Annotated in this window: 14 protein-coding genes; 11 read left to right on the top strand and 3 right to left on the bottom strand. The window is 68.7% G+C overall.

The window, feature by feature from the left end:
* Nucleotides 1-37 precede the first annotated feature (37 nt).
* A complete protein-coding gene (aqpZ, locus tag OV207_RS07315; protein ID WP_267553760.1) occupies nucleotides 38-859 on the top strand; it encodes an aquaporin Z in 822 nt (273 codons plus the stop codon).
* A gap of 95 nt (nucleotides 860-954) precedes the next feature.
* On the opposite strand, the gene OV207_RS07320 is transcribed toward aqpZ, so the two are convergent.
* The 3 genes from OV207_RS07320 to OV207_RS07330 all read right to left on the bottom strand — a co-directional run bounded on the left by OV207_RS07320 (nucleotide 955) and on the right by OV207_RS07330 (nucleotide 5,758).
* On the bottom strand, nucleotides 955-1,965 hold the full coding sequence (locus tag OV207_RS07320) for a ribonucleotide-diphosphate reductase subunit beta (protein ID WP_120532122.1): 1,011 nt from the start codon (nucleotides 1,963-1,965) through the stop codon (nucleotides 955-957).
* Between the two features lie 71 nt (nucleotides 1,966-2,036).
* Nucleotides 2,037-4,517, bottom strand: coding sequence for a ribonucleoside-diphosphate reductase subunit alpha (locus tag OV207_RS07325; RefSeq protein ID WP_420715187.1), 2,481 nt, complete (start codon nucleotides 4,515-4,517; stop codon nucleotides 2,037-2,039).
* Nucleotides 4,518-4,969: 452 nt separating this feature from the next.
* Complete coding sequence (locus OV207_RS07330; protein ID WP_267553764.1) at nucleotides 4,970-5,758, bottom strand: IF-2 protein; 789 nt, start codon at nucleotides 5,756-5,758, stop codon at nucleotides 4,970-4,972.
* Nucleotides 5,759-5,866: 108 nt separating this feature from the next.
* Here OV207_RS07330 and OV207_RS07335 point away from each other — a divergent pair, with 108 nt between their 5' ends.
* The 10 genes from OV207_RS07335 to OV207_RS07380 all read left to right on the top strand — a co-directional run bounded on the left by OV207_RS07335 (nucleotide 5,867) and on the right by OV207_RS07380 (nucleotide 24,940).
* Nucleotides 5,867-12,310 (top strand): methyltransferase domain-containing protein, encoded by a 6,444-nt coding sequence (locus OV207_RS07335; protein ID WP_267553766.1) that lies wholly within the window; start codon nucleotides 5,867-5,869, stop codon nucleotides 12,308-12,310.
* A gap of 24 nt (nucleotides 12,311-12,334) precedes the next feature.
* Complete coding sequence (gene dapF, locus OV207_RS07340) at nucleotides 12,335-13,186, top strand: diaminopimelate epimerase (RefSeq protein ID WP_267553768.1); 852 nt, start codon at nucleotides 12,335-12,337, stop codon at nucleotides 13,184-13,186.
* Between the two features lie 33 nt (nucleotides 13,187-13,219).
* Complete coding sequence (locus tag OV207_RS07345; protein ID WP_267553770.1) at nucleotides 13,220-15,070, top strand: response regulator; 1,851 nt, start codon at nucleotides 13,220-13,222, stop codon at nucleotides 15,068-15,070.
* A gap of 18 nt (nucleotides 15,071-15,088) precedes the next feature.
* Nucleotides 15,089-16,588, top strand: a complete 1,500-nt coding sequence (locus tag OV207_RS07350) for a DUF4388 domain-containing protein (RefSeq protein WP_267553771.1) — start codon at nucleotides 15,089-15,091, stop codon at nucleotides 16,586-16,588.
* A 307-nt stretch (nucleotides 16,589-16,895) separates the two neighbouring features.
* Nucleotides 16,896-17,381, top strand: coding sequence for a glycine-rich domain-containing protein (locus OV207_RS07355; RefSeq protein ID WP_267553773.1), 486 nt, complete (start codon nucleotides 16,896-16,898; stop codon nucleotides 17,379-17,381).
* Between the two features lie 48 nt (nucleotides 17,382-17,429).
* On the top strand, nucleotides 17,430-18,113 hold the full coding sequence (locus OV207_RS07360; RefSeq protein WP_267553775.1) for a class I SAM-dependent methyltransferase: 684 nt from the start codon (nucleotides 17,430-17,432) through the stop codon (nucleotides 18,111-18,113).
* Nucleotides 18,110-18,991, top strand: a complete 882-nt coding sequence (locus OV207_RS07365) for a TauD/TfdA family dioxygenase (RefSeq protein ID WP_267553777.1) — start codon at nucleotides 18,110-18,112, stop codon at nucleotides 18,989-18,991. The genes OV207_RS07360 and OV207_RS07365 overlap by 4 nt, the downstream gene beginning before the upstream one ends.
* Nucleotides 18,988-23,322 (top strand): hypothetical protein, encoded by a 4,335-nt coding sequence (locus OV207_RS07370; protein ID WP_267553779.1) that lies wholly within the window; start codon nucleotides 18,988-18,990, stop codon nucleotides 23,320-23,322. Before OV207_RS07365 ends, OV207_RS07370 begins: the two co-directional genes overlap by 4 nt.
* Complete coding sequence (locus tag OV207_RS07375; RefSeq protein WP_267553781.1) at nucleotides 23,319-24,068, top strand: class I SAM-dependent DNA methyltransferase; 750 nt, start codon at nucleotides 23,319-23,321, stop codon at nucleotides 24,066-24,068. Before OV207_RS07370 ends, OV207_RS07375 begins: the two co-directional genes overlap by 4 nt.
* A gap of 8 nt (nucleotides 24,069-24,076) precedes the next feature.
* Nucleotides 24,077-24,940: a CmcI family methyltransferase gene (locus OV207_RS07380; RefSeq protein ID WP_267553783.1), complete on the top strand. Its 864-nt coding sequence runs from the start codon at nucleotides 24,077-24,079 to the stop codon at nucleotides 24,938-24,940.
* Nucleotides 24,941-24,960: the final 20 nt, after the last annotated feature.

The following is a 24,960-nucleotide window of genomic DNA, read 5'->3' on the forward strand; positions in this document are numbered from 1 at the left end:
GCCGTGCGCGCCCCCTGACTGCGTGAGGAGGCTGCGCATGCGAGAAGCGAACGAGAAGGACGCCCGGCCAGCACCCGCGGGCGGGAATGCGATGCAGAAGTACATGGCGGAAGCGGTGGGCACCTTCGTGCTGGTGCTCGGCGGCGTCGGGGCGGCGGTGCTTGCGGGCGATCGCATCGGCTTCCTGGGCGTGTCGTTCGCCTTCGGCCTGTCGCTGCTCGCCATGGTCTACACGGTGGGCCCCATCTCCGGCTGTCACGTGAACCCGGCGGTGACGGTGGGCCTGCTGCTGGCGGGCAAGTTCGACAAGCGCCATGTCGCCGGCTACGTCATCGCCCAGTGTGCGGGGGCCATCCTGGCGGCGGGGCTGGTGCTGCTCATCGCGAAGGGCGCGCCGGGCGGGTACTCCGCGGGCGTGGAGGGGCTGGGCAGCAATGGCTATGGCGCGGCGTCGCCAGAGGGCTACGGCGGCGGGGCGGCGTTCCTCGCGGAGGTGGCGCTCACCTTCCTGCTGGTGCTGACGGTGCTGGGGGCCACGGACTCGCGCGCGCCGGTGGGCTTCGCGGGGCTGGCCATCGGCCTGGTGCTGACGCTCATCCACCTGGTGGGCATCCCCATCACCAACACGTCGGTGAACCCCGCGCGCAGCCTGGGCCCGGCGCTCTTCTCCGGAGGCGCCGCGCTGGGGCAGCTGTGGATGTTCATCATCGCCCCGCTGCTGGGGGCGGCCTTCGCCGCGGCCGTGTACCGCACGGTGAACCAGCCCGTGACGCAGATCTCCGCCGCGCGCGCGGAGCAGGCGCTGGAGGGCGAGCGGCGGCAGCGGCTGGCTGAGCGCGACGTGGAGAACCCCGCCTGAAGGTTTGAAGGCTTGAAGGCGCCGGACGCACGAAAGCCGTGCCTCGCATGCGGCGGGGCACGGCTTCCTTCTGTGTGGGAGCAGGGGAGGGGAGGCTAGAAGGCGGCGTCGAAGACGACGTCGTTCGCGGCGCCCACGCCCACGCCCACCTGGTAGGACGACACGCGGCGCTCGAAGAAGTTGGTGAGCTCCTGCACGTCCTGCAGGTCCATGAAGTGCAGCGGGTTCTTGGTGTGGAAGATGGGGGACATGCCGAGCATCTGGAGGCGCTGGTCGGCCACGTACTCCAGGTAGCCGCGCATCTCCTGCACCGACAGGCCCATCACGCCGCCGCTCAGGAGGTCCTGGGCGAACTGCGTCTCGCACTCCACCGCCTCGCGGAGCATCTGCACCACGTCGCGCTCCAGGCTGGCGTCGAAGAGCTCCGGCTCCTCCTTGCGCACCGTCTGGATGGCTTCGAAGGCGAACGCCATGTGGGCGCTCTCGTCGCGGAACACCCAGTTGGTGCCCGCGGCCAGGCCGTTGAGCAGGCCCTTGCTGCGCAGGAAGTACACGTACGCGAAGGCCGCGAAGAAGAAGAGGCCTTCGATGCAGCCCGCGAAGCAGATGAGGTTCAGCAGGAACTGGCGCCGGTCCGAGCGCGAGCGCGTCTGGTCCATGGACTGGATGCTGTCCATCCACTTCATGCAGAAGCGCGCCTTGCGCTGGATGGAGGGGATGTTGTCCACCGCCGCGAACGCCTTGGCGCGCTCGGCGGGGTCCGGCATGTAGCTGTCCAGCAGCGTCAGGTAGAACTGGACGTGCAGCGCCTCCTCATAGAGCTGGCGCGACAGGTACATGCGCGCCTCGGGCGCGTTCAGGTGCTTGTAGAGGTTGAGCACCAGGTTGTTGCCGACGATGGAGTCGCCCGTGGCGAAGAAGGCCACCAGCCGGTGGATGAGGTGACGCTCCGCGTCCGTCATCTTCGAGCGCAGGTCCACCAGGTCCGTGGAGAAGTCGATCTCCTCCACCGTCCAGGTGTTCTTGATGGCGTTGCGGTACATCTCGAAGAAGACGGGATACGCCATGGGGCGCAGCGTCAGGTTCATTCCCGGATCGAGCAGCATTTCTTCGGCACTCCCTTACAAGGACGGCACGGGCAACGGATGGGGCAGGGGACGACGGGGCGCGCCGGGGACTACTGGCACGCCTCGCAGGCCTCGGGGTTCTCCAGCGAGCACGCCACCGCTTCGGCTTCCGTGGCCTGCGCCACCGCCTGCGCGGGGGCGGGCGTGGGGGCGGCGGTGATGCCCGGCCCACCCTGGTTCACGGTCGTCTTCGCGATGCGGGTCGCCGGACGCGAGCGCATGTAATACGTGGTCTTCAGCCCCTTCTGCCACGCGTAGAAGTACATCGAGGACAGCTTCCCGATGTTCGGCGTCTCCACGAAGAGGTTGAGCGACTGGCTCTGGTCGATGAAGGCGCCGCGGTCCGCGCCCATGTCCAGGAGCGAGCGCATGGGGACCTCCCACGCGGTGCGGTAGATGGCGCGCAGCGCCTCCGGCAGCTCCGTGAGGTCCTGCACGCTGCCTTCGGCCATCTTGATGCGGTTGCGCGTGGACTCGTTCCACAGGCCCAGCTGCTGCAGGTCGCGCACCAGGTAGCGGTTCACCTGGAGGAAGTCGCCCGACAGCGTCTCGCGCTTGAAGAGGTTGGACACCTGCGGCTCGATGCACTCGTAGCAGCCGGCGATGGACGCGATGGTGGCCGTGGGCGCGATGGCGATCATCAGCGAGTTGCGCAGGCCCACCTTCATGATGCGCGAGCGCAGCGCGTCCCAGCGCAGCGTGTCCTCCGGGACGACGCCCCAGCTGTCGAACTGGAGCTCGCCCTTCGCGGCGCGCGTCTCCGGGAAGGAGGGGTGCGCGCCCAGCTGCTCCGCCAGGTCCGACGAGGTGACGAGCGCGGCGTAGTAGATCTCCTCCGAGATCTTCTTGGAGAGGTTGCGCGCCTCCACGGAGTCGAAGGGCAGGCGCAGCTGGAAGAAGACGTCCTGGAGGCCCATCAGGCCCAGGCCCACCGGGCGCCAGCGGCGGTTGGAGTCCGCGGCGGTGGTGATGGGGTAGTAGTTGAGGTCGATGACGCGGTCGAGCTGCTTGATGGCCAGCTGCGCGTTGGCGCGGAGCGTGTCGAAGTCGAACTTCCCGTCCTTCACCATGCGGCCCAGGTTGAGCGACCCCAGGTTGCACACCGCCGTCTCACCCTGGCTCGTGACCTCCAGGATTTCGGTGCACAGGTTGGACAGGTGGATGACGTTGCCCGGCTGGCCCGTCTGGTTGCTCTTGCGGTTGGAGGTGTCCTTGAAGGTCATCCAGCCGTTGCCCGTCTGGGCGAGCACCTTCATCATCCGGGCGTACAGGTCGCGCGCCTTCACCTTGCGCACGGCCTGGCCCTGCGCTTCGGCCTCCGCGTAGGCCTTCTCGAAGGCGTCGCCGTAGAGGTCGGTGAGGTGGGGGACGAACTTCGGGTCGAAGAGGCTCCACTCCTGGTCGGCCTCCACGCGGCGCATGAAGAGGTCCGGCACCCAGTTGGCCAGGTTCAGGTTGTGCGCGCGGCGCGCCTCGTCACCGGTGTTGTCGCGCAGCTCGAGGAAGTCCTCGATGTCCGCGTGCCACGTCTCCAGGTACACGCAGCACGCGCCCTTGCGCTTGCCGCCCTGGTTCACCGCCGCCACGGACGCGTCCAGCGTCTTGAGCCAGGGGACGATGCCGTTGGAGTGGCCGTTGGTGGACTTGATCAGCGAGCCCCGCGCGCGCACGCGGCTGTACGCCACGCCGATGCCGCCGGAGAACTTGGACAGCATCGCGATGTCCGAATACTTCTTGTAGATGGCGTCCAGCTCGTCCGTGGGCGAGTCCAGCAGGAAGCAGCTGGAGAGCTGCTCGTGGCGCGTGCCGGAGTTGAACAGGGTGGGGGAGGAGGGCAGGTACTCCAGCGAGCTGAACAGGCGGTAGAGCTCAATGGCCTCGCGCGCGTTGTCGCCGGAGATGGCGCACGCCACGCGCAGGAAGAAGTCCTGCGGCGTTTCAATGACCTCGCGCGTCTGCGGGTTCTTCAAGAGGTAGCGGTCGTAGACGGTGCGCAGGCCGAAGTACTCGAACAGGTCGTTGCGGACCGGGTCGATGGCGGCGTTGAGCTTGCGCGCGTTGGCCTGGACGAAGGTCAGCAGGCGGTCCGCGATGAGGCCGTGCTTGTGGCCGGCGGCGACGGACTGGCTGAAGGACTGGATGTCCTGGTTGCTGACCTCCTTCTGGATGAAGGTGGACAGCAGGCGCGCGGAGAGCCGGGCGTACTCGGGCTCCTCCACGATGAGGGCCGCGGCGGTCTGGATGGACAGGCTGTCCAGCTCGCGCGTGGTGGCGCCGTCGTACAGGCCGCTGATGGTCTTGGTGGCCACGCGCATCACGTCCACGCGCGACAGGCCCACGCAGGACTTGCCCACCGCGCGGACGATCTTGTTGAGGTCCACCGGCTCCGCCGTGCCGTTGCGCTTCGTCACCCGCATCGTGGTGGCGAAGTCGCCGCCGGACGACGGGGCCGCGGCGGCGGTGGCCGTGGGGGCGGAGTCGGGGGGCGGCGAGGCGACGACGGTCGGCTTCAGGGGCGTCTGGACGGTCAAGGGCGTCTCACTCCGGACAAGGCAAAAGCGCAGCCATCAGGACGCGAACCGCCGTCCTGCTCGGGGCGAACAGACCCCGATGAAATGACTCAAGGATGTGTGGGGACGGGTGCTGTCCTGCGATCAGAACCCGGGGACCTGGGGACAGCAGACCGACATGTAGCTATTTGTCGGCCAGAAGCAGGTGTCGCGCAAGAAAACCACACTGCCTCCGGGTCTTGGGTGCGGTCGCCCGGAACCGGGGGCAGCCGCGCAGCCGCACACAAGCTATGGGGGGGGACCCAGTGTGTCAACGCTAGATCCAGTGGGAGCCTGCCCGGCCGGTGGGATCGATGCTTGCAATCTATGATCACTCAACGGGGCCCATTCCGACGTTCGGCGGCGGACATTTCCGCGTCACGTCGGAGGGGTTCAGCCGCGCGTTCTGGAGGGGGTCTCCCAACCCCTGGAGATCACGGCGTGGAGCCGGCGTCGGGGGTTGGGGAGGCCGGAAACGGCTGCAACGAGGTGTCCCCGGAGGCGGGCGCGGCGGGGCGGGGCGCGGGGGCCGGTGCTACAGGGCTGTTGTCCTGACCGCTCTGGGTGTGGACGGCGCGGCGCAGGGCCTCCTCCAGGTCGCGGGCAGGGGGGCCCACGGTGGACAGCATCTGGTTGGCGCTGCGGGCGTGGCGGTTCTCCGTCTCGGAGGCGAGCTTGAGCTGGGCGAGGCCTTCGGAGACGAGCCGGCGGGCGTCCTCCAGCTTCTGGCGGGCCTGGTAGAAGGCGACGTCGGTGAGCATGGACTGGAGGCTGCGGCGCTGCTCCTCCGTGATGCCGGCGAGCTTCTCCGCGCGGCGCAGGTAGTAGAGGCCGCGCTCCACCTTGGGGGGCTCGCCGGACGCGATGCGGGGGCGGGCCAGCGTCTCCATGAGGGGGAACAGGGCCCGGTCCAGCTCGTCCCGGTCGGTGAACTTCTGCTGCGTCAGCAGGGTGACGTCCTGGCCCTCCAGCGGGAGGGGGGCGTAGGCGTCCGCGAGGCGCGGGTCGCCGGGGCGGTAGGCGGTGGCGCCGGTGGGCATGGCGCGGCCCTTCATGACCACCAGCTCGCCGTTCTCCTGGACGAGGGTGAAGGTGCGGGAGTTGAGCTGGCCCAGCAGGAAGACGACGCCGCCGCCCAGGCCCAGGATGACCAGGAAGACGAGCAGGCGGGTGAAGGTGCGGCGTGCCCGGTAACCGAAACCCTGGGGTGAATTCGTGGTCATGTCGCCTGCCCTCCGGTCGGACGGGCGCTTCGCCCGTGCTTGTAAGCGCCCTGAAATTGGGACGTCTCTTCCCCAGACGCTACAATTCCCGCCCCCCGGGAACATCATTTGCAATCTACCTTTCGTCGGATGGGGCCCAGCGAGCTGCTGCCCCGCTACATCTTCGCGGAGAGCCTGTTCGCGCGCCGTCGCGTGCTGGAGGTCGACGCCGTGGCCTCCACCGGGGGCGAGAGCGCGCGTTTCCTGGTGGAGCGGGGGGCGCGCACGGTGGTCGCGTGCGACGCGGACGTGGCGGCGGTGGAGGCGGCGCAGAAGGCCCATGCGCACCCGCAGCTGAGATTCCGCGCGAACATCTACGACGACCTGGAGCCGGCGAGCTTCGACCTGGTGCTGGTGACGGACCTGGCGCCCTATGTGCGCGCGCCGGAGCTGCTGGCGGAGCTGGCGCGGCTGGTGGCGCGGCAGGGGTTCCTGGTGGGGGGCCTGCGCAACATCGCGGGGCTGGCGCTGCCGCAGTTGATGGAGCCGGAGGAGGACGTGCCGCCCATGTACGGGCAGCTCCTGGACGCGCTCAAGGCGCACTTCCCCCACGTGGAGGTGGCCACGCAGTCGCCGGTGCTGGGCTACCAGCTCGCGTTCGAGCGCGGGGACGGGTTGCAGGTGGACGGCTCGCTCGTGCGGCACAGCGAGGCGGCCTACTTCGTGGTGATGGCGGGCCTGGAGCCGGCGCGGGTGGTGGACCCGACGTGGGTGCAGCTGCCGCCGGAGCCGCTGGCCTTCACGCGCGGGAAGCTGGATGAGATCGCCGCCCGGGCGAAGACGTGGGAGGAGCGGGCAGGGCGGCTGAAGGACGCGGTGTCCAAGCTGCGCGCGGAGGTGGGCGACCGGGAGGCGGAGGTCGTCGCGCTCAAGCCGGCGCTGGAGGGCGCGCGTCAGGACATGGCGCGGCTCACCGCGCAGTTGGAGACCGCCCGGGGCACGGTGGAGTCCGCGCGCGAGCGGGACGACCTGAGCAGCCGGCTGCGGCGGCGCGAGCTGGAGTTGCAGGTCGCGACGGAGCGCATCGCGGACGCGGACCGGCGGCTGGCGGCGCAGCGGCTGGAGGTGGAGGCCGCGCAGCGCGCGCAGGCGGACGCGGGCGTGCAGGCGCTGGCCGCGCAGGAGACGCTGCGGCTGGAGCGGGCGCGGCGCGAGGAGACGGCGGCCTCGCTGGATGAGGCGCGCGAGCGGCTGACGCAGGCGTACACGGAGCTGCGCACGCTCCAGGAGGAGCTGGGGACGCTGCGCATCGACCGGGAGCGGGACCGGCTGGCGGCGGAGCGCGCGCAGGACGGGGCCGAGGACCGGCGGCGGCAGGCGGAGGCGGCTCGCGAGCGGGAGCTGCGCATCGCGGAGCAGTACTCCGCGGCGCTGGCCGCGGTGGAGCACCTGAAGTCCGACCTGGCGCGTGCGCAGGACCAGGCGCGGGCGGCGGGCGACTCGGTGCCGGTGCGGGAAGCGGAGCTGGCGCGGGCGCGACGTGAGCTCGCGGATGCCCAGCAGCGGATGCACTCCGCGGACGGGGCGCGCAAGGACGCGGAGGCCCGGCTCGCGGAGCGTGAGGCCGCGCTGCGTGGGCTGGAGACGGAGCTGACGTCCGCGCGCGAGTCGGAGGCCCGGCTGCGGCGCGACCTGGAGGGGCAGGCGCAGGGAGAGGCGGCGGCGCGGGCGCTGGCGGCCCGTCTGGAGGAGTCGCTCCACGCGGCGGGGCAGCGGCTGGCGACACTGGAGGCGGAGCAGCAGCGCGTCGAGTCCGCGCAGCACGCGGCGGGGCAGCGGCTGGCGGCGGCGGAGACGGAGCGCGTCCGGGTGGAGGCCGCGCTCGTGCAGGCCATCGACGCCGAGCGGGCCCAGGCGCAGGCACGGCTGGAGGAGGCGCTGGCGGAGGCCCGCGCCGAGGCCAATGAGCGCGTGACGAACGCGCTGGCCGCCGCGCACTCGGACGCGGATGGACGGCAGGAACGCGCGCTGGCGGAGGCCCGCGAGCAGGAGGAGGCGCGGCTCACGCGAGCGGTGGCGGAGGCGCGGGAGGCGGCGGAGGCCGAGCTGACGGAGGCCCTCGCGCGGGCCCGGGCGGAGGAAGCGGCGGCCGTCGAGCGTGCGCTGGCGGAGGCGGAGGCCGAGCGGAAGCGCGTGCTCGCCGAGGCCCAGGCCGACGCGGAGGCGAAGCTTGCCCGGGCGCTGGCGGAAGCGGAGGCCCAGCGGACGCGGGCCCTGACCGAGACGGAGGCCGAGCGGGATGCGGCGCTCGCGCGGGCGCTCGCGGAGGCGGAGGCGCAGCGGAAGCAGGCGCTGAGCGAGGCTCGCGCGGAAGTGGAGGCGGAGGCGGCTCGCGCGCTGGCCGACGCGGAGATCCTGGAAGGGCTGCGGATTGAAGAGGTCGAGGCCCGCGCGGCCCGCGCCCTCGCGGAAGCCCGTGCCGAGGCGGAGGTCCAGCAGGCCCTGGCGCTTGAAGAAGCGGAAGCGCGCGCGGCCCGTGCGCTCGCGGAGGCGGAGGCGCAGCACACCCGTGCGCTTGAAGCCCGCGTGGCCCAGGTGCTCGCGGAGGCGGAGGCCCACCAGGCTCGCGCGCTTGAAGCCCGCGTGGCCCAGGTGCTCGCCGATGCGGAGGCCGAGCGCGCTCGTGCGATCTCGGACGCCGAAGCCCATGCGGCCTGCGCTCTTTCGGAAGCTCGCGCGGAGGCGGAAGCCGAGCAGGTCCGAGCGCTCGCGGAGGCGGAGGCGCGTGCGGCCCAGGCCCTGGCCGAGGCTCGCGCGGAGGCCGATGCGCGGGTGGCCCAGGTGCTCGCGGCGGCCCGTGCCGAGTCGAGCGGACAGACGGAACAGGTGCTTTCGGACATGCGTGCGGAGGCGGAGGCGCGCCTCGCCCAGACGCTCGCCGAAGCGGAGGCCCGTGCCTCCCAGGCGCTCCAGGCCGCGCACTCCGAGACCGAGACCCTGCAACTGGCCCTCGCCGAGGCCCGGGATGCCCTGGCGCGCGAGGTGTGGGAACACGGTGCCCGGCTCGCGGAGTCGAATCAGGCCCGTGAAGACGCAGTGGGTCGCAACGCGGAGCTGGAGGCCACCCTCCGCGCCGTGCGCCAGGAGCTGACCGACGCGGAGGCCCTGACGAAGCTCGTCCAGGAGGACCTCGCGCGCGAGCAGCAGGCCCGGGCCTCTGCGCAGGCCGCGCTCGACGCCACGCAGGCGAAGCTGGACGCGGTCGAACAGACGCTCAAGGAGGAGCGCGCCCAGTGGCTGGAGGTGGAGGCGGCGCTGGGCTCCACGCAGGACGAGCTGCGCTCGGCGCGACAGGCCCTGGCCCAGGTCCAGGCGTCGCTCACCACCGAACAGGAACGGGGCGCTCGCTGGGAAGCGGCGCTCGCGGACACCCAGGCCCAGTTGCTCACGGATCGCGAGCAGCAGGCCCGCGCCCAGGTGGCCCTCGCGAGCGTGCAGGAGTCGCTGGACGCCGAGCGCGCCCTCCGCACGCGCCTGGAGGGGTCGGAGTCCTCGTGGACCGAGGCGCAGAGCGCGCTGGAGGCGGACCGGCTCCGGCTCGATGCCGCGTTGGGCGTCGCTCGCACGGTCCTGGAGGAGGAGCGCTCGCAACGCGTTCGCCTGGAGGAGTCGCTCGCCCGGTTCAAGGAGGAGTCCGCGACGGCGCTCGAGGAAGAGAAGTCCCTGCGGACGAAGGCCGGAGACGCCCTCGCGGCGGTGCAGGCCGCGCTCGACGAGGAGCGCGCCGTGCGCGTCCGTGTCGAGGCGTCGCTGGCCTCGACGCGCGAAGCCCAGGGCAACCTCGAAGCGGACCTGACGACGACCCGCGCCGCGCGGCTGTCCACCGAGGCCGCGTTCGAGCACACGCGGCAGACCCTGGCGGAGGTCCAGACCGCCTTCACCGAGTCGCAGCGCACGAACGAGGCCGCGCTGCTGGAGCTGCGTCAGGCGCACGCGGCCGCACTGTCGACCGCCGAGGAGGAGTCCCAGGCGCGCGCGCAGGCCCTGGCGGAGGCCCGCGCAGCGCTGTCCGAAGCGAAGCAGGCGCAGTCGTCGCAGGAAGTGGCCCTGCGGGAGCTGCGCGCCGAACTCACCGAGGCGCGGCGCTCCGAAGTGGAGGCGCTGTCCTCACTGGACGAGGCCCGCACCCAGGAGGCCCGCGAACGCGAGGCGCGCGCGAAGGACGAAGCCGCCCTCGTGGAGGCTCGCGATGGCCTGCGACAGGAGCGCGAGGCCCTGACCGCGCTCCAGGCCGAACTGGAAGCACTGCGCGCGGAGTCCACGGCTCAGCGTGAGCGCTTGTCCGAAGCGGAGCGGACGCTCACGGAGGAGCGCGCCGTGGCCCAGGCTCGCGAAGAAGCCCTGCGCACGGGCCTGGAGTCCGAGCGAAGCCGGCTCGCGGAAGCCGAAGCCCGTGCGGCTTCCGAGTCCGCGCGTCGCGCCGAGCTGGAAGCTTCCCTGTCGGACACCGAGTCCCGGTACGCCGCCGAAGCCGCGCGCCTGCCCGCGCTTCAGCAAGCCCTCGCGGAGGCGGAGGCCCGGCTTGGCTCCGAGGCGGCTCGGGTCGCTTTGTCGGAGCAGGCCCTCGCGGAGGCGGAGGCGCGGCACCTCGCTGAAACCGAGCGGGTCGCTTCATTGGAGCAGTCGCTGAAGGAGGCCGAGGCCCGCCTGGGCTCCGAGGCCACGCGACTCTCCACGCTGGAGCAGTCGCTGGCGGCGGCGGAGAAGCGCTCCGCCTCGGAGACCGCGCGCCGCGCCGAGCTGGAGGCCTCGCTGACAGAGGTGGAGTTCCGCCTGGCCGCGGAGACCGCCAACCTGGGCGCGTTGGAGGACTCGCTCGCGCAGGCGGAGGCCGCGCGCCGGAGCGCGGAGGCCCGCTTCGAGGAAGGTGCCCAGTCCCAGGAGGCCGCGCGCGAGGCCGAGGCCCGGGCGACGCGCCTCCTGGAGTCCCTGGCCACGCGCGAGCAGGAACTGCGCGAGGCCGGCGCCCTCCGCGTGTCCATGGAAGCGCAGCTGGAGGGCGCGCTCTCCCGGGCCGAACGTCAGCAGCAGGACCTGGACGAGGCGCGGGAGCAGCTCGGGTTGAAGGAGCAGGAGCTGACGAGCCTACGCACGGACACCGCCCAACTGGGCGCCGCGCACCAGGAGCTGATGCGCCTGGGCTCCGAGCTGCAACGTGCCCACGCCGCGCTGCATGAGCGGGGACAGCGCATCGACCGGCTGGAAGCGGAGTTGATGGACGCGAGCGACCGGCTCGCCGCCACGCGCGAACACGCGGAGCTGCTCGTGGTGCAGTTGGAGACCGCGCGGCGCTTCGCGGGCAAGGCCACGAACCTGGAGTCCTCGCTGGAAGCGGAGCGGACCGCGCTCGAAGCCCTGCGCTCCGAATTGGAGACCGCGCGCGCTGACGTGGCCCGGCTCACGGAGGCAACCCGGAGCGAGACCGAGCGCGCGGCCATCCTGGAGCAGCAGCTCGCGCGGACCGCCGAGGAGCGCGCGGCCCAGCTCGCCGAAGTCGCGGCCCAGGCCCGTGCGGCCCAGGACGCGCTGTCGCTCGCGAGCACCGAGAAGGCCCAGGTGGAGGCCCGTCTGGCCGCCCTCGAATCGCGCGCTCAAGACGAACAGGCCTCCTTCGAGGCCCGGCTCGCGGAGTTCACCGCCCGCGCGGAGCAGGAGAAGGCCGAACTGGAAGCCCGGATCGCGGACGCGGGCTCCGACAAGGCGGAGCTGGAGGTGCGCCTCTCCGAGCTCACCTCGCAAGCCGGCACCGACAAGGCGGGGCTGGAGGCGCGGCTCGCCGAAGCGCTCGCGAGCGCGGGCACGGACAAGGCGGAGCTGGAGGTGCGCCTCTCTGAACTCACCGCTCGGGCAGAGGCGGAGAAGGCCGCCATCGAAGCCCGCCTCGCCCAGGCCTCCGAACAGACGCGCGAGGCCCTGTCCGCCCTGGAAGCCCAGCTCTCCACCGCGCTGGCGGAAGCACGCGCCGAACGGGCCGGGCTGGAGTCCCGCGTGGCCTCCCTCTCCCAGGCCGCCGCCGACGCCGAGGCCCAGGCCCGCCGCGCCGACTCCGAGCGCACCGCGATGGCCTCCGAACGCGAGCGCCTCCAGTCCGACCTGACGGTCGCGCGCGCCGCCCGCGTCCGCCTGGAGGGGCGCGCCACCACCCTGGAGACCGCGGCCGTGGACGCCGCGCGCATCCTGGACGCCGAGCGCGCCGAACTCACCGCGCGGATCCGCGAGCAGCAGGCCCGGCTGGAGGCCCTGGAGACCGAGCGCGAGACGCTGGTCCAGGCGCTGGAGGAGGCGAAGGCGTCCTCGTCCGGCCAGCCCCCCGAGGCCGTCCTGGAGATGGCCGCGGAGATGGAGGTCCTCCAGGCCCACGTCGAGACCATGCAGGATCAGCTGGCCGCCCGGGAGGCGGAGCTGGCCGAGCTGCGACGCGCCAGCGGGCCCACCCCCTCCGGCGCCTCGCGCCGGTCCATGCCCGCCCTGGACGTTCCGACCCCGCCCAAGAAGGTCGGCGAGCGCGAATAAAGGCGGCCGTCTAGACTTGGCCCCGTGGACGCAAGCGAACGCATCTTCAAGTACCACGGCCTGGGCAACGACTTCGTCGTCCTGGACCGCCGGCGGACGGGTGTGGACATCGACGCGGAGCAGTCCCGCTGGCTGTGCGACCGGCGTCGGGGCATTGGCGCGGACGGGGTGCTGGCCCTCCTCCCCTCCACCCGGGGGACGGCGCGCATGGTCGTCCACAACGCCGACGGCAGCATCGCGGAGATGTGCGGCAACGGCCTGCGCTGTGCGGTGAAGTATCTGGTGGATCACTCCGGCGACCACCCCGCGCTCCTCGACGTGGAGACGGGCGCGGGCGTGCTCACCTGCGAGCCCGGCTACGGGGATGGCGGCGTGGTGGGCGTGGACATCTCCATGGGGCCGGCGCGGCTGGTGGCCTCGAACCTGCCTTCGGGGACGACGGGGCAGCCCTTCGTGGACGCCCCGGTGCCCGGGCACCCGGAGCTGCGCGGCACCGCCGTGAACATGGGCAACCCGCACCTGGTGCTCCTGGATCAGCCCCTGGAGGCCAGCGAGCGCCTGGGGCCCGTCCTGGAGCGGCACCCGGCCTTCCCGGACCGCACCAACGTGGAGTTCGTGCGCGTGGAGGAGGACGGCCTCACCGTCGTCGTCTGGGAGCGGGGCTGCGGCCTCACCCAGGCGTGCGGCACGGGGGCGTGCGCCTCCGCGGTGGCGGCGGTGCTGGCCAGGCGCCTGCCCGGCAATGCCTGGCTGCGCGTCACCCTGCCCGGGGGCGACCTGCGCATCCGCGTTCCGGACGACCTGTCCGACATCCGCCTCCGCGGTCCTGTCGCCTTCGTCTTCGAAGGCGTTGTAGCCCTTCCAAGGGCCCGATAACCTTCGCTTTTCCTCCCTTCTCCCCCGAGCGCCGTGGCTGGTCCCATCCTCGTCGTCGACGACGACCTGTTCTTCCGACAACTCGCCACGGACCTGCTGTCGCAGCGCGGGCACCGCGTGGTGGCCGTGGAGAACGCCACCCTCGCCCTGGAGGAGGTGGGCCGGGCCACGTTCGACCTGGTCCTCACCGACGTGGTGATGCCCGGCGTGGACGGCTTCGCGCTCACGGCCCGCCTGCGCGAAAGAGACCCGGAGCAGGAGGTCATCCTCGTCAGCCACCGCACCGACGTGCAGGGCTCTGAGGTCGCGCTGCGCCTGGGCGTGGCGGACTGCCTCACCAAGCCGATTGAGGAGGCGGACCTGCTGCTCGCGGTGGACCGCGCCATGGAGCGCGCCCAGCTTCGGCATGAGCGTTCGCGGCTCCAGGACGAGAATCTGGAGTTCGCCCGCTTCCACAACCTCCAGCAGCGGTGCCTGGAGCTGCTGTCCCATCCGGACCTGGAGTGGCTCCAGGAGCGCGTCATCGCGGACCTGGGTTCGGTGTGCGACGCGCAGAGCGCCGCGCTGTGGGTGGTGGACGACCGGGGAGACCTGGGGCTGCGCTCGTACCGGGGGCTGCTCGACAAGCAGTTCCTGCCGGAGAAGATGAGCCCGGAGGGGCCGCTGTCCCTGCGGCTGCGGGAAGCGCTGCCGTGGCTCGCGCGCGACGAGCGCTCCACGGTGCTCTACGTGCCGCTCGTCGCCGCGGGCGAGGTGATGGGCCTGGCGCAGCTGTCGGATCCGCTCACCGGCGACTTCCGCGCGGAGCACACACGCGACGCGAAGGTGCTGGCGGACTTCGCGGCGGTGGGCGTGAAGAACGGCCGCAAGCTGCTGGCGCTCCAGCGCCTGGGCCTGCGCGACCGCGACACCGCCGCGTACAACCTGAGCTACTTCACCGACTATGCGTCCAAGGAGATCTACAAGGCGCGGCGGTACGGGCGCACGTTCTCGCTGCTCACCTTCAGCATCGACAACCTGCCGCTGGTGCGCGTGCGGCTGGGGGCCTCCGAGGCGAAGAAGGCGGTGCGCGGCATCATCAAGGCGCTCAGCAAGATCATCCGCGACTCGGACGTCATCGCGAAGGCGAGCGACCAGGAGTTCTACCTCCTGCTGCCGGAGACGGACTTCTTCGGCGCGATGATGTTCGTGCGCCGCGCCGTGGCGGCGGTGCGCGACGAGCCGGAGGTGCAGGACGTGGAGCAGCGCCTGCCCCTGGCGCTGGTGGGCGGGGCGAGCACCTTCCCCAAGGACGGCGAGGACTTCGACGAGCTGGTGCACCGCTGCCGCCGCCGCATGGACGAGCGCCGCGCGTCGCTCCAGCGCCGGCTGATGCTGGACGGGCTGCCGTTCTGGGACGAGGTGGACCTGCTGCTGGGCACGCCCAACAGCCCCCGCCTGCCCACGGACGACCGGGCCGAACCCAGCCGCCGGGGCAAGGTGGCGGACGTGCTCTTCGACGAACTCCAGGTGGAGATCGCCCGCGAGCTGGTGCGCGACCCGGGCTCGCGTGGGCTGCTCTACGTGGGCGGCCCGGAGATCCGCGCGGACCTGCCGCTGGCGATTGGCCTGGAGCAGGCGCCGCCGGATTTGTCCTCGCGCATCTACCTGCTGGGCCGGCGCGTGGATCTGGAGTCGCACCCGGCGCTCACGCCGGTGTTCCTGGAGGGGGACGAGCGGGTGGCACGCCACGAGTTCATCCTCTGGCTGTCGGAGAGTGCGTCGTACGCGCTCATCCAGCGGCGCGGGCGTGGCGCGACGTGGGGGTTCCACACCTCGGACACCGCGGTGGTGGACGGGCTCATCTCCAAGCTGCAGGCCGAATACGACCTGCAGCCCTACTGAGAAAGCGGAGCCCTGACCGTGGCCCAGGTTCGGAAGATCCTCATCGCAGACCCCGACCTCGACTCCGTGCGCGCGCTGTCGCGGGCGCTGCGGACCAAGGGCTATCAGGTGCACTACGCGCCGGATGGTTCGCGGGCGCTGGAGGTCGCGGTGCTCCGGCACCCGGACCTGACGCTCTTCGACGAGGCGTGCCGGCTGCTGGACGCGCGCACGTTCGTGCAGATCCTCCGCACCAACCCGCGCACCGAAGACATCCCGGTGGTCCTCACCACGTCCAGCATGGACACGGACCGGGCGCGGGGCCCGCGCGACGGCATGCTGCGCAAGCCCTTCAACCTGGACGAGGTGCTCAGCCGCATCGAGCACATCTTCCGGCGCAACGAAGCGGCCAAGGACCTCAAGAGCGAGCAGCAGGAAATCGAAGGTTCGCTCAGCCAGCTCAGCATCCCGGACCTCATGCAGATATTGGGCATGAACAAGCGCAACGGCCGGCTGTCGCTGGAGCGCGGTTCGGAGCGCGGGGAGATCACCGTCTCCGACGGGCGCACGGTGAACGCGCGGCTGGGGAGGGTGGAGGGGGAGAAGGCGCTGTTCCGGCTGCTGTCGTGGACGGAGGGCAACTTCACGTTCACGCCCGGCACCAACGCGGCCCGGCCGCGCATCAACCGAGCGATGGACGACGCGCTGCTGGAGGGCATGCGGCAGTCGGACGAGGTGAACCGGCTGCTGCCGAACCTGCCGCCGCGCCACACGCGGCTGATGCTGGCGCCGGAGGTGGACCTGTCCGAAGCGCAGCATCCGGTGACGGCGCAGGTGATGGAGCTGCTGCGCCAGCCGCGCGCCCTGGGCGAGGTCCTGGACCTGGCGCCCGCCACGGACATGGAGGTGCTGGGCGTGCTGTCCACGCTGCTCCAGAAGGGCGTGGCGCGGCCGACGGAGAGCGAAGGCCAGAACCTGGGCGCGGGCGACCTCATCGGCGCGGCGGAGGTGCACGCGCTGCGAGGCCGCCTGTTGCGCACGCGGGCCCCCGCGCGGGTGGCCACGGCGAAGGTGTTCGTGTGCGGCAGCGGTTCGTCCGCGGCGCGGCGCATCCTGGCGCGGGTGCCGGGGCTGGAGGCGCTGTCGGCGGATCCCACCGCGGTGAAGAGCGGCTTCGGGACGCTGGGCCGGCTGGAGCTCAGTGACGTGCTGAACGTGGACTTCTGCGTGCTGCCGCCCGCCGAGGCCGCGCGTCCGCTGTGGCGCCCGTTCAGCGCGGGCGCCATTGGCGCGCTGTTGATGGACAACTCCGAGCCGGCGGTGAAGCTGGCGCACTACCTGGCGTGGGAGGTCCGCATCCCCATCGTGGTGGTGGGCACGGAGGTGCCCTCGCCGCTGCTGGGCGCACCGGCCGGAGCGATTGCCCCGGGCGAGGACCTCACGCAGGCGCTGCGCGCCATGCTCATCCAGGCGCTCAACCCAGCGCCCACGCTGCCCGGCGTGTCCCAGGTGCAGCGCGCAGCCGTGACGTCGACGTAAGGCGCTCGTGGGATAAACTCACTAGTATTTCAACGCATTTCAAAGCAGACCGCGATGCGGTTGAAACGGCGCGTTCGGGAGGTTCCTGGTGCTCTCGGACTTGCGAGCCGAGTGCCTTCGCGAAGGTCGCGGTCGCCAGCTTCTGGCCACCAGGTGGTCTCGGAGCCAACTTTCCTTGGCAACTCGTCGCTCCGGGTACTCAGCTGCTCCCTCGTTGCTTCCTCTTGAGTGGGAGAGACCGGGCAGCGCCTTGATCTATCCTAGGTGGTGGGATAGCTCTCAGAGTCGTACCTCACCAGGAGAAGCCATGGAAGCCCAGGTGCTGAATCAGCCGATGACCTTCGAGCAGGCCCACGCATTCATTCGTGTGGACACGGAGCTTGCCCATGCCCTCAATCGCGTCTCGGAACTCGACTTCAACATGCTCAAGCGCAAGCTCATGGAGGAGCAGGAGTGGACGTCTGAGTACTGCGACGAAGTGGAATCGCTCTATCGCAAGTTCCTCGCCCTCAACATTCGGTTCCCGGACAAGAAGATCTGCCCGACGGGCCCCATTGACGAGTTCTGGCACGCACACATCCTGGATACCCGTGCCTATGCGAATGATTGTGAGCGCCTCTTCGGGCGGATGCTGCACCACTTCCCGTACTTCGGCATGCGTGGTCCGGAGGATCGCCAGAACCTGGAAGAGACCTTCTTGCAGTCCATCGATCTTTTTGTTCTCCACTTCGGTGTCGATCCAACTGCGGGTGATGCTCGCGCACGGAGCTGTCGCCCACAGCGCTGCCCGTGAGGGGTTCCCTCGCTCGTTGCTTGTGGAGTGCGAGCCGAAGGATTCCTCATGCGCAGCCGCTTCTTCCATTCTCAAGAAGATGAGGAGCACCTTGAGGCTTCCAACGAAGTTTTCTGGAATTGCCTCCTCCAGCACATGCATGAGGATGACTGGTCGCATCCTCCTTGCTCAGCGCTGGATGTAGGTTGCCATAGGGGCGGGCTGCTGCTGCGCCTGCTTGGCCGCTGGCAGCTTCGCAGTCTCTACGGGATTGAGCCTATCGCGGAAGCGCGTGAGCACGCTGCCCTCCGCCTCAATGGGCTTGTCCCTTCTGTTGAATTGCTCGACGCGGCCGGTTGGGAGCGAATCCCAAAGGGCTGCATCGACCTCGTCACCTGCCATGAAATGCTCTACCTGGAGCCGGATGTCAGCGGGTTCATGGCTCGCTTGCAGCGAGTGCTCTCGCAAGGAGGCCGGGCGTACGTCGTGTTGGGATGCCATGCCGAAAACCCGGTCTGGCCCCTCTGGCGTCCCGTTCTGGAAGACATGGGGCACCGCGTCTACGGCCACCGGCCCATGGACATCCTCGCTGCCGCAGGCGCTCAAGGGCTTCTCCCCTCGGTGAGACCCCTTCGCACATCAGGTTGGATAACCCACGACCCAGGATTGTCGACCTTCTCCTTTCCCAGCGTGGGCGACATGATGAACCACCATTTCAAACATAAACTGCTCTTCAGGTTCATGCGCCCATGACGCCCGGTTCCCTCCTGCCAGAAATTGTCGTCAGTGATGCAGTCACTGATTGGTTCGCCTCTTCGAAGTACTCCAATTCCTTGGCGCTGGCGGACTTGGAGCAGACTGCGCTTCGTGGTGAGCTTGACGACGCTTTTCTCCAATCAGAAGCCTGGATGGACTTCACTGACCGCGTCCGCGAATTGTGGCGAAAGTATGACCATGTGGTGCTCCGTGGAGTACCGGAGGCGGGGGAGGGGGCTTCACTGTTACTCGCCTCCCTTGCTCTCTCTCGTCGTTTCAAGTCCTATCGGAAGGACAAGGTTGTCAAGCACTTCCGAATGTCTCCATGGACGACGGACCTGTCGCATACGTTGAAGGAAGGGCATTTCCACACGGACATCAATACGGCTCCATTGCCGCCCGTGGTAACGGCCATCCAATGCAAGGTTCCTGATCCAGCCAGTCCGTCCCAGGGCGAGCTGCGTGTCGCCCGACTGTACGATTTGCTGGCTGAGTTACACCGACGCAACGCCTCGGCTGCCCTCACTTTCCTCCAAGAGACGGATGTGAGCATGGTCAATGAGACATCGCCCGGCGGGTGGATGGGATGCTGCATCGCCGAAGGGCGCATCCGGTTCCACCCCGAGACGCTCCGGGCGGGCCAGCGCCGGTTCGGCAAGAACCCGATTGAGCTCGAAGCCCACCTCCAGCTCATCCATGATGCCGCGCTCTCTGTGTCCACGCCCATCCATCTGGGCTCCGGAGATGTGCTTCTCGTGTCGAATACGCGAGCCCTCCACTACAGAGGGGCGTGCACGGTCGTCTTCCAATCGTTTCCTAGAGCCTTCACGTCTCGTGAAGTCTACGTCCTCCATATGCTGGACGAACCATCATGAGGAAAAGCAAGGCATCCACTGCGACAAAGAGCAAAGACCAGATCGAGGTTGTCGGGGCGGATGCAAACAACCTCCGATCCATCAACGTCAACTTCCCTTTGAATCGGGTGACGATGGTCGTTGGGGTATCTGGCTCTGGAAAGAGTTCGCTCCTGGAGGACACGCTCGCGGCCGAAGCGGGTCGGCGCATGGGCACGTTTCTCGGCATTCATCCTCCTCACATGGAAGGCCCGCCGCCACGGGCGTTCATTGGCCCCATACCGGCGGCGATCCATGTGGGACAGAGGACATTCCGGGGCTCTGCCCGGACGACCGTTGGAACCAGCACCGGACTGCTCGCAACCCTGCGCAGGCTCTTCCTGGCCGCCGGGTGCCCCTATTCAGACGAATTGAAGCGGGACGTACCCGCCCCATCTCCGGAGAGCTATGCCGAGTGGTTGGTGCGGCATCGCCGCGGCCCTGCTGTCATCTGGGCCGCCCCCGTGCGCTTCGCAGCGACGGACGGCGTCAGTACCTTCGCGCGGTTGCATGGCCTTGGGATTGAGCAAGCCGTCATACGAAGTGAGACAGACAGTCCGTCAGTCTGGGAGAAAGGTCGCCTTGTCCGATTGGCGCGCGCCAGGCCCCTGGCGTCGACGGTCCGGCACATCATTGAGGCGAACATGGGGTCGGTGGACATCGAACCCCGCACGAATGTGGGTAAGTTGAAGTCACTTCTCACCAGGGCCTTTGAAGCAGGTGGGGGGACGGTAGTTGTGGAATTGCCAGGCGCGATACAGCCTGAATTGCAAGGCCCCTTTGGACCGCGACTGGATTCCACTCTCCATTGCGTCGAGCCAGAGCTGGCCACCTGTTTCCGCCTTCCCGATTTCCACCTACTCTCCTTCAATTCGCCCGAGCACCCCCTGAGCGGCGCCTGCCCGACGTGCCGTGGCCTGGGCCGTGCGGTCGTTGTCGATGAGGGGGCGCTTGTCCCTCACCCGGAGCGCTCAATGCACGCGGGCGCCTTCGTTCTCTGGACTGAGAAGAACTACAAATACCTCAACATCCAGCACGAGACTGTCGAGGGGCTGCGCGGCATGAGGGGCTTTTCTCCAGATGCCCCCTGGATGCACCTACCCGAGGATGCCCGGCGGCTGGTCCTGGACGGGGCTGGATCCGAATTGGTGACGGATCGAGAGCGCAAGACGGGGCGGAAGATGAGCGCCCCCAGGCCGTTCGAAGGGTTCCGAAAGGCCATCATCGAGCGTGTGTCGCGAGGGACGAAGGTTGCCCAGAGCTTGGCTTTTCTCGTGCGTGAGGGCGCGTGCCATGACTGTTGTGGCACGCGTTGGTCCTTCCAGGCCCGTGCGCTGCGGGTGGGCAGCCTTGGCGTTCATGATCTGCTCGCGCTGCCCTTCACTGGCTTGTCAGCGCACACACAAGAGGATCACGCATTCAACGCCTCCATACCGCGCGAGGCCAAGGGACTGGTACGACGTCTCCAGCAACAAGCCCAGTCGTTTGTCTCGGTGGGGCTCGGGCATCTGTCCGGAGACCGAGGCATGTTGGAAGTCAGCGGCGGCGAGGGGCGCCGGACCCAACTCGCTGGCGTGCTGAATGCACGCAGCGCGGGTTTGTGCCTGCTCCTGGATGAGCCTGCCCGAGGGCTTCATGACGAGGACCTCGTAGGGCTTGCGGACGCCATCGCGAGCCTTGCGCCGCATCATACGGTGATCATGAACGAGCACCGCCAGGCGCTCGCCCATGCCGCTGACCACCTCATCCAACTCGGCCCAGGAGCCGGCGCTGCCGGTGGATGTATCGATTATGAGGGACCCGTCGTGGAGAGTGCGTGGACGCACCTGCCTCCCATCAAGAGATCGGTGCCGCTGAAGCAGGAGCTGCCGCTGTGGCTTACCATTCAGGGCGCAACCATCCACAACCTCCAGGGCGTTGACTGCAAGCTTCCATTGGGACGACTGACGTGCCTGACGGGAGTCTCCGGCTCTGGCAAATCGAGCTTCGTGCGAGGCGTACTCTTGCCCGGTGTGCTCGGGATGCTGGACAAGACCTCGCAACTGGCTGACTTCGACCTTCGTCCGGGACGCTGGAAGGCTCTCACGGGTACTGAACATCTTGCAGGGGTGGTCGCGCTGGACCAGAGGATACCCCCCACGAATCGTCGCAGCATCGTGGCGACGTTCCTTGAGCTGGCTGAACGGCTGCGGGCTGTCTTCGGATCCTCCGAGCAGGCCCACACAGCGGGGTTGAGCGCCAGCGACTTTGGACTGAACGCGGGCCAGGGGCGTTGCCAGTTCTGCCTGGGGCTGGGTGAAGTCGCGGAGCACGAACTGTGGACAGCCTGCCCTGTATGCGGCGGACTGCGGTACGGACAGGAGGCGCTGTCCGTGCAGGTTGAAGGAATGAGCATCGGGGACCTACTGGCTCTGCCTGTGTCCTCGCTGCGGAAGAAGCTTCCCTCCTTCCTTGCGACGCAGACGGGCGTTCTGGAGGAGATGGAAGAATTGGGACTCGGGCACGTCAGTCTCGGCCGGCGCGTGGACACGCTGAGTGGAGGAGAAGTGCAGCGGTTGCGCATTGCTCACACGCTGTCTGAGCATGGCTCGCGCCGACTACTGTTTGTCCTTGATGAGCCCGCAGCGGGCCTTCATCCCCAAGATGTAGCGCACCTCGTGCGCGCGCTGGACCGGATCCTGAGTGTGGGCCACAACACGGTGGTGCTGGTGGAGCACAATGCCGCCATCATCGGCGCAGCGGACTGGCTCGTCGAGTTCGGGCCTGGCGGCGGGCCCCACGGTGGGCGGGTGATGGCGATGGGGACGCCTGCGGAAATGCGTAGAACGAACACCGCAACGGGCCGCATGCTCGCGGGAAGAACCGTGCGAGCCAGTTCCGGCCACCGCGGCACTTCCCCTCTCGCTCCTCAGGAACTGTCGGTGGCGGAGGACCTGCGCGGACAGGCCGTGCGGATGGGCGCGAGGATTCGCCAGCTCATCGGTGACGACATCGCGCCCCCAGATCTCTCTGCGGACCAAGTCGTCCTTGACCGGCCGGCCGTGGTCGTGGACGAGCGCATGTGGAAGGGGCGCCGCCCTTGGGAGATCGGCGACCTGGACCAGGAGCTTGCACGGCTGTTGTTGGATGTGCAGACGCACGGTGTTCGTGCCGAGGACATCAACAGGCTGGCGGCTCAGTGGGAAATGCAGGGAGATGGACGCCTTGTCATCCACCCGTTCTTGAAGGAGCTTCAAACGTGGGGGCCGCGTCTGCCGCGCGCTGCGGTGCAGGATGCGCGAAGCCATGCAAAGGCCATGGGGTTGACGCTGCTGGCACCGGACGGCAGGGAATTGAAGAAGGGCATTGACGTGGAGTGGGGGCGAGTGCGCGCGACCGGGGAGCGCTTCGTGCCACGACAGAAGGACCCGGCCGCGCGCCGGAGGCTGGTCTCGGACGCGCTGACGCTGGGCGCAGGGCATGTTGAGCTCCGTGGCGCCCGTGGCGAGTTGCACGGCGTCCTCCAGACGCGATTGATGGATTTGGATCGGGGCTTGATTGGACCGATGGAGGCGGCGCCCTTCCACTTCTCTCGGCATGACCCTCGAGGCCGCTGTCCCACCTGCAAAGGCAGTGGCGGAGTTCTGACGCTGAAGGAGGAACTCGCTATCGGTGACCGAGAAGCCCCGTTGGAGGACGAAGGGGTGCTACTGCCAGCCGCAGCGGCGGTGATGAAAGGCGTGCGCCGTGCCGAGATGCTGCCCTTCTTCCGTCGTATGGCCGAGGAGGGACTGTGGGAAAGAGGAGTGCCCTACCAGCGGTTGGACGCCAACGCGCGCAATCTGGTGCTGTATGGATGCTGGACACGACCCGGACCTGGGACCTTCCTCAAGGATGCCAAGGCGGACGCTTCAGAAGTCAACGCTTGGCTGCGCTGGGATGGACTGTACTTCCACTTGATACAGCAGTACGCACGAAGCACGAACGCGAAGTGGAGACTGGCCGTGGAGGGCAGTCGCTCGTCAAGCAGATGCCCCATGTGTGAGGGGACTGGGCTCTCCTCTTCCGCACGGCTGCTGATGCTGGACGGGCGCTCGCTCCAGGACTGGGTTCGGGACGGTTCCCTTGTCGAGTTCTCCCATGCGTTGGGAGGGCTGAGGGCTTCTACCCCGCGCCAGGAGCGTATGTTACGACGCGTTCTCGACTGCCTCGCTCCTCTGGTGGGCAAGGGGCGCGCATGGAACATGTCCCATCTGGCGGATGTGGATGCGGTACGAGCCGCAGGACAACAAATCGTAGGCGCCTTCACCGACATGCGTGCGGTGTTGCCATGATGCGACTTTTTGATGAGTTCGCGCATCGATACGACTTGCACACTCCACCTGGGCACTACCAACACGATCATGACTTTGTGCTTGAGATGCTGCGCTCCTGGGCCATGCCCTGTTATGTCCTGGATGTCGGATGCGGGACGGGCGCCTTCCTTGAAAAGGCTCTTCGGAGCGGAATGAGGGTTCAGGGCGTCGATGCTTCGCCGGGCATGGTGCGGGAAGCGGAGAGACGGCTTGGGCGTGACGTTGTGACGGTTCAGCGGATGCAAGAGCTGGAGGCGCAGTCGACCTACCACGCCATCGTCTCGCTCTCATGGACAATCAACTATTGCGAGAGCTACCCGGAACTCGTGGCGGTCCTGCGTCGATTCCATCGGGCGCTACGGCCCGGAGGCGGTGTCGTGCTCCAGATTGCGCACGCGAGCCATGCTCCGGTGGAAGTGATGGAGGATCGCGAGCCTGGACCCGGAGGCAAGCCCGAGGACATCCTCTTCCTCTATCGTTTCCACCGACTTCCAAGTGGGTCGGATGAGTTGGAAGCGCAGTACGTGTATGCGTGCAAGTCACTCGGCGAAATGATGCACGAGAGACACCTCTTACGCGTGGCCGACGCCAGGGCCGTGGTCTCATGTGCGCAGAATGCTGGCTTCGAGGATGTCCAGTTGTTTAACTCCTTCCGGCGAGATGCCTTTTCAGATGCGCTGAGTCCCTTCCTAGTCGCACGCAAGCCGGGAGGAGGGGAGGGATGAGGGGGGGGATGCGCCTGAGCAGTCATGTGCTCTTCGTAGACTATGGCGCAGACGTGGAGGTGCAGCACACGGTGCGTGGCACAACGGTCCGGGTCACGCGTGAGGTTTACGAAGAACTGCTTCGTTTTCGGTCCTTCGCTGAACCTGAGTCGCATCTGGACCCTTGGGTGGAGGCAGGAGTGTTGGTTCCTCCCTTCAACGATACGCCAGAGGCGCACGGGGGCCTTCTACCAGGAACAGAGGCATGGCTGGGGCGCGCGTACCAGGACTGGTACTGGCGCCACGAGGTTGAAGCCGAGCGCGAGTATCGCTGGCTGGGGCACGTCGCGGTGAAGATGCCAATGGACCTGTTCTTCTACCAGGAACTCCTGGCGGGTTCAGGGACGAAGGCGGTGCTGGAGGTGGGATATGGGATGGGGGGCGGGCTATGGTTCTTCGCGACCATGTTGGCCCTGTGCGGCGGAGGCCGGGTGATAGGGGTAGACCGGGAGCCGTACAGCGAAGACTTGCCACCCTTTGAACGACTCGCGCACGTGCAAGTGGATCGCGTGCATGGGGATGCTCATGCGACTGCGACGCTAGAGATGGTTCGCGCGCTGGTGCCGGATGGCTTCGGACTCGTGGTGCTGGATGCGGATGCGAGACCCGAGGGTAAGCTGATGCTGTTGGAACGTTGGTCCGCGCTGGTCCGGCCAGGTGGCTATTTGGTGCTAGAAGATGTGGACAGCCCTGCCTGCAGAGAGACTCCGGAGCTGTTCGCTCATGGGTTGGACCGCTTCCTTCTGGAACGCCGGAATTTCAGCTTGGCGGTGGAGGCCGCCCGATTCCCGCTGCTCAAGTCACATGGAGCGGTGTTCCGGCGGACAGGGTAAGCAACAATGTCCGTCCGGAA

It is taken from the genome of Corallococcus sp. BB11-1 (genome assembly GCF_026626625.1).
Taxonomy (GTDB): Bacteria; Myxococcota; Myxococcia; order Myxococcales; family Myxococcaceae; genus Corallococcus; species Corallococcus soli.